The sequence below is a fragment of the Ewingella sp. AOP9-I1-14 genome, assembly GCF_052375995.1.
In the GTDB taxonomy this organism is placed as follows: Bacteria; Pseudomonadota; Gammaproteobacteria; order Enterobacterales; family Enterobacteriaceae; genus Ewingella; species Ewingella allii.
Genome location: NZ_JBQSVA010000002.1, coordinates 48,275 through 61,289, shown reverse-complemented (window position 1 = coordinate 61,289; position 13,015 = coordinate 48,275). Strand labels below are relative to the sequence as shown.

Sequence of the window (13,015 nt, the reverse complement as noted above, 5' to 3'; positions counted from 1 at the left end):
GGGCTGGTTCCGGGAGCAGAAGGGTCACTCATGTCCTCAAATGGCTTAATTAATACCGCAATGAGCGGACTGAATGCGGCTCAGGCTGCACTGAGCACGGTGAGTAACAACATCGCCAACGTCAGCGTGGCGGGCTACAACCGCCAGACCGCGATCATTGTTCAGAGCAACGGCAATAGTACGGCGGCGGGTTACATCGGCAACGGCGTTAACGTCAGTAGCATCAACCGTGAATATAACGCCTTTGTTTCCAACCAGTTGCTAGGTGCTAGCACCATCAATAGCGCGCTGGGCACCCAGTACGCTCAGGCGAGCCAGATTGATAATCTGCTGTCGAACAGCACCACCAACTTATCGAGCACCATGCAGAACTTCTTCAAAAGTCTGCAAACCCTGACCAGCAACGCCGGTGACAGCGCGTCACGTCAGGCCGTTTTGGGGCAAGCGCAGGGGATGGCGGCACAGTTCAACAGCGCGGCAAAATACCTCGCTGATATGAATACCGGCATAAACCAGCAAATCACCGATAATGTGAACCAAATCAATAACTATGCTTCACAAATCGCCAAGCTGAACCAGCAGATCACCGCCACGCGCGGCAGCACCGGGCAGGAGCCAAACGCGCTGCTGGACCAACGCGATGAGATGGTCAGCAAACTGAATGATATCGCCGGTGTAACCGTGACTCAGCAAGACGGCGACGCCTATAACGTCTCGTTCGCCAACGGCGTGCCTTTAGTGCAGGGCAGCGATACCCGTACCGTAGTGGCAACGCCGTCCAGCGCTGATCCGAGCAAACTGACTGTGGGTATGACTCAGCCAGATGGCAGCGTGACCCAGGTTAGCGAAAGCCGCATCACCACGGGTGCCTTGGGTGGCGTGCTGGCCTTCCGTAAAGACAACCTTGAGCCAGCCATAAACCAGCTGGGCCAGTTGGCGCTCTCCATTGGCAGCAGCTTCAACGGCGTGAACAAAGCTGGTTTTGATGTATCCGGGAACGCCGGAACCAACTTCTTCAACTTTAGCAATCCGTCGACCATTTCGAATACCAAAAACACCGGCACGGCTAACATGACGGTGACCTACGCGGACGCCACGGCGGTGAAAGCCAGTGATTATGTGATGTCCTACGAAGGTGGCAAGTGGACGGCAACGCGCACCTCCGACGGGGCAAAAATCACCCCGACGCAGAGCACCGATGCCAATAACGTCACTACCATGACCTTCGACGGCATCAAGATTGATGTCACCGGCACCCCGGCTGAAAAAGACAGCATCACGGTGAAAACGGTAAGCAATGCCGCGAGCAGCCTGAATGTGGCATTGACCGACGGTTCGCAAATTGCCGCCGCCAGTAAAACAGATTCCGGCGCTAGCGATAACACCAACGCGCAGAAACTGTTGGATTTGCAAACCGCCAAGCTGGTGGAAGGTAAATCAACCCTGACCGGCGCATATGCCAGCCTGGTGAGCAGCGTGGGTAATCAGGTTGCCAGTTTGAAAACCAACACCACGGCGCAAACCAACATCGTCACCAACTTGCAGCAGCAACAGCAGTCGATCTCGGGCGTTAACACCGACGAAGAATACGGCGATTTGCAGCGTTATCAGCAATATTATCTGGCTAACGCGCAAGTGATTAAGACGGCATCAACCATTTTCGATGCGATCATTAACCTGTAACGCATTCACCGCGACTCGATAAGGAACTGATGCCATGCGCCTTAGTACCAACATGATTTACCAGCAGAATATGAACAGCGTCTCGAATGCTCAGTCGCTGTGGCAGGATACCGGTGTGCAGCTCTCTACCGGCAATCGGGTGAACAAGCCGTCGGATGACCCGCTGGCCGCCTCGCAGGCGATTATGGTTCAACAGGCGCAGGCGCAGAACGATCAATACGCCATCGCGCGTACCTTCGCGAACCAGAATATGAGTCAGGAAGAGAACATCCTGAACAACGTCACCACCGCGATTCAGAGCGCGCAGAGCCTGATCGTTAACGCCGGTGATGGTGCGTTGAGTGATGATGACCGCGCGTCATTGGCGACCAAGTTGCAGGGTATTAAAGACCAAATCGTCAATATGGCGAACAGCACAGACGGTAACGGGCGCTATATCTTTGGCGGTTACAAAAGTGATAAGCCGCCGTACAGCGTGGATGCAACGACGGGGGCGGTGACCTATAGCGGCGGGGATGAAGCGATTTCCCAGCAGGTTGATGCCAGCCGTACCATGACCATCAGCCACACCGGTACGCAGGTATTTAACACGCTGACGTCTAACCCAGTGAAAGAGCCGGACGGCACGGCAAGCCAGACCGATATCTTCAAAACCATCGACGGCGCTATCGCCGCGTTGAAAACGCCAAAAGCTAATTTCGCTAGCCCTTCTGATTACACGGCAGCCATCGACAAAAGCAACCGCGGCCTGTCGAACTCGCTGAACAACGTGCTGTCCGTGCGCTCTCAGTTGGGTACCCAGCTGGACGAGTTGGATAAGCTGGATTCGATGGGCGACGACACCAAGCTGATTAACGGCGATAAGCTTAACGCGCTGGTCGGCACCGACTGGACGGCGGCTATTTCGCAATACAGCTTGCAGCAAGTCGCACTACAGGCGTCGTACAAAACCTTTACCAGCATGCAAGGGCTGTCGCTGTTCCAAATGAATTCTTAATTCCCCGCGAATTCATTTCTAAAACGTCTCACTGAAAGGGGCCTGCTGGCTCCTTCTCATCTACACCTTTTCTGAGCGTACTTAAACCGGGTGCGTTCAGTTTGTATGTCACTTTGTCAGCCTAAGGGCAGGGTGACATACACTTTTTATTTTCAATTGCATCTTTGGGTTTGAATTCAAATTCAAATTTAAATTCAAGACCTTGCGTTGCCACGCAAACTGGCCCAGAAGGCGCGAAAGCGCGCGCCCTCTGGACACCCGCGCTCTTTAGTGCTGGAGGATCGAGGCTTCGCAGGGGGGGGATGGACGTGTTTCAGGTAGCTAAGTGATAGCCGCGAAATGCCGCCGCTTAGGCGGTTCCCTCGCTGCGGGATTACAACCCGCGTAAAAAGCCACGCGGTTTTCCACCTCTTGCTCGGCGTCACTTCTGAACGCGACCTACTGGCAATTACACCGTGCCGTTTCAGTGGGTTAGGTCAGGCTGGGATGAGGAGTGGTTTAAATCGTGCTCAATGAGGCAAACCTCACCCCAGCCCTCTCCTTAAAAAGGAGAGGGAGCAAAGCAAAACCCAATGATCTGCTTTACCCAAACATTGCCAGCAGCACCGGAAACAGGAAAGGTGCAATAAGCGACGTCATGATCCCGCATATCACCAGTGCCAGCGAGCTAAAGGCACCTTCTTGAAAATCAACTTCTGCGGCGCGGGCCGTGCCTAGGGCGTGGGAGGCGGTACCCATGGCTAAACCGCGTGAGGTTTTGGTGGTGATTTTCAGGACATTCAAAATACTGTGACCAAACACCGCGCCAAGAATACCCACGAAAATCACGCAGACTGCGCTAATCGCCGGGATGCCGTTGATCGAGTGAGCCGTTGCCATGGCAATCGGCGTGGTCACTGATTTTGGTAATATTGAGGCGGCCAACTCAGGCGTCGCGCCCATCCATAAGGCTATCGCCGTGCCGCTGGTCATCGCCACCATACTGCCAATAAAACAGACGCTGATGATCGACTTCCAGCGGGCGCGTATCTGGTGCAACTGCTCATACAGCGGGAAAGCCAGCGCCACCACCGCCGGTTGTAGCAGGTCATTCAGAATCTTACTGCCAGCAAAATAACGGGCGTAGGGAATGTTGGTCACTAACAGTAGTGGGATGATCACCACCATCGACATCAGCAACGGATTCAACAGCGGAAGTTTCAGCTTGATAGCCAGCTTGCGGGTGGCGAAAAACACCAGCAGCGTTAAAGGTAACGACCAGAGAATGTCGATCATGGCTTCTCCTCCACGTCGCTAACCAGCGGCTTTTCGCGATGGATGAAGTGCGAGCAGTAGGCCGTGATCACCAGTACGACTAAAGTGCTGACCAGACAAGAAACCACCAGGGGGCCGAACTGGGCGCGCAGCATATCGTAATAGGTCATCACCCCGACACCGATAGGTACGAAGAGCAGGGCCATGTAGCGAATGAGCACATTACAGCCTGGCTTCACCCAGCGATAAGGCAAAACTTGCGTCGAAAGCAGGCAGAAAAGGATCAGCATGCCGATAATGCTGCCGGGAATGCTGATTGGCAGCAGTGATGAAATTCCGATGCCAGCGTATAAGCAGGCATAGATCAAAATAAATGACCTTATATATTGTAAAAGCAAAGTTAATACGTCGCGCATAGCCTTCATCCCAGTAAGGTGACGCATTCATCATACAATTAAACTGTGATCTGCACCACAAAAAGGAGTATGAAATTAATGCATGAAGTGTATGCCATTTTGGAAACGTACTTAATGTAACTTTGCAGTTTTATCTCAGCTTTGACGTGGTTGACAGAACGTCCGCGTGCCCTTTGAAACGATAAAAGGGCACGTGGTGGCTCATTTCATTAAGGGCAGCAGGCTTTGATAAAGCTGGTGGAAGATTTTTCGTCGTTCAAGATAGCACTGCTGCTTTGCAGCGTCAGGGCGATGCGTTTGTTCCAATGGTAACTCAGGTAGCAGCTCTTCCATTGACTTATTCGGGTTCATCGCCAACTGCGCCAAACGCGCTGCACCAAGGGCTGGTCCAACATCGCCGCCGGTTCGATACTCCAGCGTCAGCCCGCTGATATCCGCCAGCATTTGCCGCCAATAGGCACTGCGTGCGCCACCACCTATAAGAGTGATGGAATCAGGTTTCAGGCCCGTGGCGTGAAGGGCATCCATACCTTCTGCGAGGGCGAATCCTACGCCTTCTAATACGGCCCGACCAATATCGGCCGGGCCGTGTTCATGTGTTAAGCCAAACAGGGTTCCGGTAGCGTTCGGATTATTGTGCGGCGTGCGCTCGCCAGAAAGATAGGGCAAGAACCAGACAGGGCTTTGGGCCGGTGTCGATTCTTCAACCAGCTTAAGCAGACTGGCTACCGAGTCCATCCCCGTTAGCTTTACCGCCCAGTCCAGACAAGAAGCGGCGCTCAGCATTACCGACATCAGATGCCATTTATTGGGCAAGGCGTGACAGAAGCTGTGCACCGCCTGCTGCGGATTACTGAGGAAGCCTTCGCTAACTGCAAAATAGACGCCCGATGTGCCGAGTGACAGCATCGCCTGGCCTGCCCGATAGAGGCCAACGCCCACCGCACCGGCTGCGTTATCTCCTCCGCCTGCGACCACCGGCACGCGTCCGATACCCCAACGCTGAGCCAATTCGGCACTCAGCTCGCCTGTGATCTGATTGCCTTCAAACAGGCGTGGCATATGTTTGCGCGAAAGGCTACAGGCGGCGAGTATCTCATCGCTCCAGTCTCGTTTGGCGACGTTCAACCACATCGTGCCTGCGGCATCTGACATATCACTGGCAAACACGCCGGTCATGCGCCAACGCAGATAGTCTTTCGGCAGCAGCACTTTGTCGATGCGACTGAAAATATCAGGTTCAAATTGCTTGACCCATGCCAACTTCGGCGCGGTAAAGCCCGGCATCATAATATTGCCCGTGATTTCCCGCGAGTTGGGCACTGCCTTTTCAAGCCCCTGACACTGCTTGGCGCTACGCCCGTCGTTCCACAAAATGGCCGGACGCAGCACTTGCCCCTGCTGATCTAACAGCGTGGCGCCGTGCATTTGCCCCGTCAGCCCAAGGGCCTTAACTGTGGCAAGGTTATGTTCAGCCCCCAACGCGAGAAGTGAGTTATCGGTGGCTGTCCACCAGTCGGCGGGATCTTGCTCCGACCACAAAGGGTGAGGGCGGGAAAGGGGGAGAGGTTCCGTGTGCGTAGCCACGACCTGACCTTGTTCATTAAGTAAGATGGCTTTGACACCCGACGTGCCAAGATCGATACCGAGATACATAAACACTTCTCTCCCTGTAGGCTGCTGCATGAGTCTTCAGCGCCCAGCAATTATCATGCCGGGCGAAGCAGATTTTATATCTTATGGGGCTTAGCCAAATAAATAGCGGTTGACGAGATTCTCTAGTTTTTCTTGTTGACCACTCTGATGAGCCGGAGCTAACTTATGCTGCTGAGCAAACTGGGACAGGGCCTCAAGAGACATCTTGCCCTGCAAAATTTGCTGACCAAACTCAGCATTCCAGCCGGCGTAACGCTGGGCGACGTGCTTGTCCAACTCGCGACTTTCCACCATTTTAGCCGCCACTTTTAGTGCGAGCGCCATGGTGTCCATCGCGCCAATATGACCGTAAAACAGATCGTATTTGTCAGTGCTTTGGCGACGCACTTTGGCATCAAAGTTCAGGCCGCCGGTGGTAAAACCGCCAGCCTTAATGATTTCGTACATGACCAGCGCATTCTCTTCCACGCTGTTAGGGAATTGGTCGGTATCCCAGCCCGACTGTGGGTCGCCGCGGTTGGCATCAACGGAGCCAAAAATTCCCAACGCGATCGCATTGGCGATCTCATGATGGAACGAGTGGCCGGCAAGGGTCGCATGGTTGGCCTCCACGTTAACTTTAACCTCTTTCTCCAGACCAAACTGTTTCAGGAAGCCATACACCGACGCCACGTCAAAATCATACTGATGTTTGGTGGGCTCTTGCGGTTTTGGCTCAATAAGCAGCGTGCCCTGAAAACCGATTTTATGTTTGTGCTCAACAACCAGCTGCATAAAGCGGCCAATTTGCTCGCGTTCTTGGCGTAAGTCGGTATTCAGCAGGGTTTCATAGCCTTCGCGGCCCCCCCAAAGCACATAGTTTTCGCCCCCGAGTTGTTGGGTCGCTGCCATCGCATTGCACACCTGCGTTGCTGCCCAAGCGAACACTTCTGGGTCGGGGTTGGTCGCCGCCCCCGCGCCGTAGCGTGGATGAGAAAAGCAGTTCGCGGTTCCCCACAGTAGCTTAACGCCGGTGCTCTCCTGTTTGCTGGCTAATACGTCAGTCATCACCGCGAGATTATGGGCATACTCCTTGATGGTCGCGCCTTCAGGGGAGACATCCACGTCGTGGAAACAGTAGTAAGGAACATTCAATTTTTGGAAAAATTCGAAAGCGACGTCTGCTTTACCTTTTGCCAGTTCCAGAGCCTCTCCCGGCTGCTGCCAAGGGCGGTCAAATGCCCCCAGACCGAACATATCAGAGCCGTTCCAGCAGAAGGTATGCCAGTAACAGGCCGCAAACCTTAGATGTTCTGCCATGGTTTTACCCAAAATGACTTCATTGGGATTGTAATGGCGGAATGACAAAGGATTGGTGCTGTTGATTCCCTCGTAGCGAACCGCGTCAAGCTTGTCGAAATAAGCGTGCATTGAAAACTCCTTGGAAACTGGCCCAGATCGGCTGGGAAGTGAGTTTTAATCTTCGGAGTTGAACGCCTTGCTAACAATTACGTTATTTCACACTCAAATTAACTTAATTATTAAATGTGCTGTAGATCGCATAAATAAGCAGATCGGGACGATTTATTTTCAGGAGTTACGTGATGTCACGTAAATAAATTGAGCGAAGTGCAGCTCCTTACCATAAAACTATGACATCCATCAAACATTCGGAAAGAAACTAAAAAACATAACGCGGCGATTAAAATCTGCAATTGCCGAAGTGAGGGTCAGAGACAACAATTCCACGGCGACAATAACTCTTCATTGATGAGCAATCTTTGGTGGTTAAGCCAGAGCTTCTCCTTTTCAGCCTCGATATAAAAAAGGTCTTAGAAGATGAAAATGAAAAAAATCTTACTTACAGCCTGTGCCGCAATGTTGTTTATCAGCCACGCTGGTATCGCTAAAGAAATTAAAATTGGCATGGCTATCGATGACTTACGATTAGAACGCTGGCAGAAAGATAGGGATATATTTGTTGCCAAGGCGAAAACATTGGGTGCGGATGTTTTTGTACAATCGGCCAATGGTAATGAAGAAACACAGATGGCGCAGATTGAAAATATGATCAATCGCGGCGTGGATGTCTTAGTGATTATTCCCTATAACGGCGAAGTATTGAGTAATGTTATTGCCGAGGCGAAGCGAGAAGGGATCAAGGTTCTGGCTTATGATCGCATGATCAATAATGCTGATATCGATTTTTATATTTCGTTTGATAATGAAAAAGTGGGCGAACTGCAAGCACAAAGTCTGGTCCAGCGAGTGCCTCAAGGTAACTATTTCCTTATGGGAGGATCGCCTGTCGATAACAATGCCAAGCTGTTCCGTGCAGGGCAGATGAAGGTGCTTAATCCATTAATCAAAGAGGGTAAAATTAAGGTTGTTGGCGACCAGTGGGCAGATGGATGGCTACCGGAAAACGCGCTGAAAATTATGGAAAACGCATTGACTGCCAATAACAATAAAATTGATGCCGTCGTAGCCTCTAACGATGCCACGGCAGGCGGTGCTATTCAGGCGCTTTCTGCCCAGGGGCTGGCAGGTAAAGTAGCGATTTCAGGTCAAGATGCCGACCTTGCCGCGATAAAACGTATTCAAGCCGGCACGCAAACTATGACGGTTTATAAACCTATCACCAAGTTAGCGGATAAGGCCGCTGAAATTGCCGTTCAGTTAGGCAAAGATGAGAAACCGGCGTCCAATGCCACCTTAAGTAATGGCAAGAAAGAGGTGCCTTCCTATTTGTTAACCCCTATTCAAGTTGATAAAGAAAATATCGACTCAACCGTGATTGCCGATGGCTTCCATAAAAAGTCGGAACTTAATTGATATTGAGTTAATGGTTTTTGCCATCAATGGGACTCGCTCGGCATTCGACGGTTTTACTGTCTGAATGTCCGAGCAATGCGAGGTAACTCATGCCTGTATTATCGGAAAAAAGCTGTCTGCTGGAAATGCGACACATCACCAAAAAATTTGGTCAGGTTAAAGCCGTCGATAATATTAGTCTTAAGCTAGATTCCGGCGAAGTGCTTTCTCTTTGTGGGGAAAATGGTTCCGGAAAATCAACCTTAATGAAAGTGCTATGCGGTATTTATCCTTATGGTAGCTATGAGGGAGAGATCTATTTCTCCGGCGAGCCGCTATTAGCCAAAGGCATTCGTGAGACAGAACAGAAAGGCATCGCGATTATCCATCAGGAATTAGCGCTAGTGAAGCAGATGAGCGTGCTGGAAAATATGTTCCTTGGTAACGAGTGGGGCAAGTTCGGCTTCCTCGATAACGACCAGATGTATTTACGCTGTCGGCGGATGTTAGCCAAGGTTAAATTAAACATTGATCCTCATACGTTGGTGGGAGAATTAGGTCTTGGGCAGCGCCAACTGGTTGAAATTGCCAAGGCGCTCAACAAGCAAGTGCGTCTGCTGGTTCTGGATGAGCCAACCGCCTCGCTCACTGAGAGTGAGACGGAAATCTTATTAGATATCATCCGCGATTTACGCAATCACGACATCGCTTGCATTTATATTTCGCACAAACTGAATGAGGTGCGGTCAATCTCCGACAGGCTTTGCGTCATCCGTGATGGGCAACATATTGCCACGCGGGATGCAGCCGGAGTCACGGAGCAGGAGATTATTGCGATGATGGTCGGCCGAGAGTTGACCGAACTCTTCCCTGAGCGCCAGAGGCGGATTGGCAAAGAGGTGCTGCGCGTATCGCAGCTAACCGCCTGGCATCCGATTAACCGTCACATTAAGCGAGTGGATAACGTCAGTTTCCATCTGCATGCCGGAGAAGTATTGGGCATTGCAGGGCTAGTGGGGGCTGGACGTACTGAAATAGTGGAGTGCCTATTTGGGGTTTATCCGGGGCGCTGGCAGGGCGAAGTGACCATTGCCGGCAAGGTTGCACACATCAACAACTGCCGTGATGCGATGCGACTGGGATTAGCCATGGTGCCGGAAGACCGCAAACGCGACGGCATCGTGCCGGTTATGGCGGTAGGCAGCAACATCACTCTGGCGGCACTGGATAATTTCACCGGTGGCGGCGTGATCCACGAAGCCAATGAACAGCAGACCATCCGGCAGTCGGTGCGCCAACTGAACATCAAATCTTCCTCTTCCGAATTGGCAATTGGTCGTCTGAGTGGCGGCAATCAGCAAAAAGCGATTTTGGCCCGCTGCCTGTTACTCAACCCCAAAATCCTCATTCTCGATGAGCCGACGCGCGGTATCGATGTCGGCGCAAAACATGAGATTTATAAATTGATCGGTCAACTGGCGGCAGAGGGTATGGCAATCATTGTTATCTCTTCCGAACTGCCAGAGGTGTTGGGGTTAAGCGACAGGGTGCTGGTGATGCATCTTGGCCAGTGCAAGACCTGTCTGGATAACCATAATTTGACCCAGCAACACGTGATGGAAGCCGCCTTAAGGAGTGAAGTTAATGTCTAAAATATCCCCGCCAGTCACTGGCGAAACGGCTAATCAATCAGCAGGGTTTTCACTGCATCGCCTTAAGAATATAAACCTGCAGGTCTATGTCATGCTCGCCGCTATTGCGGTGATTATTGTGTTCTTTTCAATCACTACCGATGGCGCCTACATCAGTTCACGTAACATCTCCAACCTGCTGCGCCAAACAGCTATCACCGGGATTTTGGCCGTGGGAATGGTGTTCGTCATTATCTCAGCGGAGATTGATCTCTCCGTCGGCTCAATGATGGGCTTACTCGGCGGCGTGGCGGCCATTTTTGATGTCTGGCTGGGATGGCCGTTGCCGTTAACCATTGTCGTCACGCTACTACTAGGATTGCTGCTTGGTGCATGGAATGGCTGGTGGGTCGCCTACCGCAAAGTCCCATCGTTTATTGTCACGCTAGCGGGGATGCTGGCATTCCGTGGCATCTTAATTGGTATCACCAGTGGGACCACGGTAGCACCGACCACGCCGCAAATGTCGCTGATTGGTCAAAGCTATCTGTCAAATGGCCTGGGTTTTGGGGTTGGCGTGGTGGCACTGGTGCTGTTTATTGGTTTTCAGTGGCGTAAGCGTAATCAGCGGGTAGCGCTCGGTTTGCCGGTGACAGCGGCGAAAAACGATGTTACCCGACAGGCACTGACGGCGGTGATCGCTCTGGGCGCAGTCTTACTGTTGAATGAATATCGTGGCGTGCCGACCCCGGTGTTGATTCTGGTCGCGCTGATGCTGGGGGGGATGTTTATGGCTTCGCGCACGGCCTTTGGGCGGCGAATTTATGCTATCGGTGGCAATATCGATGCTGCACGACTCTCCGGCGTTAATGTTGAGCGCAGCAAGATGGCGGTCTTTGCTATTAATGGCCTGATGGTGGCGATTGCCGGTTTGATTCTCAGTTCACGCCTTGGCGCGGGTTCACCTTCGGCGGGTAACATTGCCGAACTGGATGCCATTGCTGCCTGCGTTATTGGCGGAACCAGCTTGGCTGGCGGGGTGGGCAGCGTCGCGGGGGCAGTGATGGGAGCTTTCATTATGGCTTCACTGGATAATGGCATGAGTATGCTGGATGTTCCCACCTTCTGGCAATATATCGTCAAGGGCGCGATTCTACTGCTGGCAGTATGGATGGACTCGGCCACCAAGCGGCGCGCATAAAGAGACTTATTCACGAGGCGGCTTATCCGAAAGGGGACAAATGGCGATTAAATCCAGTAAACATCACAAATTCTCACGCCGAAGGCGCGGATTTGCCGCGGTCATGTTATTGAGCTAACTCACTGTGCCCCATCTGTTTCTATACGCTGGGCACTTTCTTAACTATCTTTCGCTGAGATGGAAACGGCATGTTTGATAAGCGCTTTCGCATAACACTGCTATTCAACGCTAATAAAGTCTATGACCGGCAGGTGGTCGAAGGCGTCGGCGAGTATTTACAGGCGTCACAGTGTGATTGGGATATCTTTATTGAAGAAGATTTCCGTTGTCGTATCGATAACATCAAAGATTGGCTGGGTGATGGCGTTATTGCCGATTTTGACGATCGTGAAATAGAGCACATGCTGCACAATCTCAATGTGCCGACGGTGGGCGTGGGCGGTTCTTATCACCGCGAGGAGGATTATCCCCCCGTACACTACATTGCGACTGACAACTATGCGCTGGTGGAAGCCGCGTTTATGCACTTGAAAGAGAAGGGTATAAACCGTTTCGCCTTCTATGGCTTACCCGGCAGCGGCGGCAAGCGCTGGGCGCAAGAGCGAGAACACGCCTTCCGCCAACTGGTTGCGGCAGAGCAATATCAGGGCGTGGTCTATCAAGGGATGGAAACTGCGCCGGAGAACTGGCAGTACGCGCAGAACAGGCTGGCCGACTGGATACAAACTTTGCCCCAGCAGACGGGGATCATTGCCATGACGGATGCACGCGCTCGCCATCTGCTTCAGGTGTGCGAACATCTGGATATCGCGGTGCCGGAAAAACTGAGCGTTATTGGCATAGATAATGAGGAGCTTACCCGTTACCTGTCGCGCGTTGCGCTGTCATCCGTGGTGCAAGGCACGCGGCAGATGGGCTACCGGGCGGCCAAGTTACTTCACCAACTGCTGGATAAGCGAGAATTGCCGTTGCAGCGTATTTTGGTTCCGCCGGTAAAAGTGATGGCGCGCCGCTCTACCGATTTTCGTTCATTACGTGACCCTGCCGTGATCCAGGCTATGCATTACATTCGCCACCACGCATGCAAAGGCATTAAGGTTGAGCAGGTGCTTGATGCAATTGGCATATCACGCTCAAACCTTGAAAAGCGTTTTAAAGATGAAACCGGCCAAACTATTCATGGCATTATTCATGATGAAAAGCTGGATAGGGCGCGGAACTTGCTGGCGGCAACCTCAATATCTATCAATGAGATCTCGCAAATGTGTGGGTATCCGTCATTGCAGTATTTCTACTCGGTATTCAAAAAAGGCTATGACATGACGCCGAAAGAGTATCGTGATAAGCATGGTGAAGTCCTTTATTGAGTCATAAAAAAGCCCCC

At 52.0% G+C, this 13,015-nt stretch carries 10 protein-coding genes; 6 read left to right on the top strand and 4 right to left on the bottom strand.

What is annotated here, in order from left to right; translation table 11 throughout:
* Positions 1-30: 30 nt before the first annotated feature.
* Both flgK and flgL read left to right on the top strand, forming a co-directional pair.
* A complete protein-coding gene (gene flgK / locus ACT3RT_RS05470) occupies positions 31-1,683 on the top strand; it encodes a flagellar hook-associated protein FlgK (RefSeq protein ID WP_353501874.1) in 1,653 nt (550 codons plus the stop codon).
* Positions 1,684-1,717: 34 nt separating this feature from the next.
* Entirely contained in the window at positions 1,718-2,680 is a 963-nt protein-coding gene (gene flgL, locus ACT3RT_RS05465) for a flagellar hook-associated protein FlgL (RefSeq protein ID WP_353501875.1), read from the top strand.
* A 582-nt stretch (positions 2,681-3,262) separates the two neighbouring features.
* Here flgL and ACT3RT_RS05460 read toward each other — a convergent pair.
* From ACT3RT_RS05460 to xylA, 4 genes are all read right to left on the bottom strand, one after another.
* Positions 3,263-3,955 carry a CidB/LrgB family autolysis modulator gene (locus ACT3RT_RS05460; RefSeq protein WP_396130877.1) on the bottom strand — a complete coding sequence of 231 codons (693 nt, stop codon included), beginning with the start codon at positions 3,953-3,955 and terminating at the stop codon, positions 3,263-3,265.
* Entirely contained in the window at positions 3,952-4,350 is a 399-nt protein-coding gene (locus ACT3RT_RS05455) for a CidA/LrgA family protein (RefSeq protein WP_485900320.1), read from the bottom strand. Before ACT3RT_RS05455 ends, ACT3RT_RS05460 begins: the two co-directional genes overlap by 4 nt.
* A gap of 201 nt (positions 4,351-4,551) precedes the next feature.
* Complete coding sequence (gene xylB, locus ACT3RT_RS05450; RefSeq protein WP_485900939.1) at positions 4,552-6,006, bottom strand: xylulokinase; 1,455 nt, start codon at positions 6,004-6,006, stop codon at positions 4,552-4,554.
* Positions 6,007-6,096: 90 nt separating this feature from the next.
* On the bottom strand, positions 6,097-7,416 hold the full coding sequence (xylA, locus tag ACT3RT_RS05445; protein WP_496202626.1) for a xylose isomerase: 1,320 nt from the start codon (positions 7,414-7,416) through the stop codon (positions 6,097-6,099).
* Between the two features lie 408 nt (positions 7,417-7,824).
* On the opposite strand from xylA, the gene xylF reads away from it, so the two are divergent.
* The 4 genes from xylF to xylR all read left to right on the top strand — a co-directional run bounded on the left by xylF (position 7,825) and on the right by xylR (position 12,998).
* Entirely contained in the window at positions 7,825-8,820 is a 996-nt protein-coding gene (xylF, locus tag ACT3RT_RS05440; RefSeq protein ID WP_353501878.1) for a D-xylose ABC transporter substrate-binding protein, read from the top strand.
* A gap of 89 nt (positions 8,821-8,909) precedes the next feature.
* Positions 8,910-10,451, top strand: a complete 1,542-nt coding sequence (locus ACT3RT_RS05435) for a xylose ABC transporter ATP-binding protein (RefSeq protein ID WP_496202625.1) — start codon at positions 8,910-8,912, stop codon at positions 10,449-10,451.
* Entirely contained in the window at positions 10,444-11,631 is a 1,188-nt protein-coding gene (locus tag ACT3RT_RS05430) for a sugar ABC transporter permease (RefSeq protein WP_496202624.1), read from the top strand. Before ACT3RT_RS05435 ends, ACT3RT_RS05430 begins: the two co-directional genes overlap by 8 nt.
* A gap of 188 nt (positions 11,632-11,819) precedes the next feature.
* Complete coding sequence (gene xylR / locus ACT3RT_RS05425; protein WP_496202623.1) at positions 11,820-12,998, top strand: D-xylose utilization transcriptional activator XylR; 1,179 nt, start codon at positions 11,820-11,822, stop codon at positions 12,996-12,998.
* Positions 12,999-13,015: the final 17 nt, after the last annotated feature.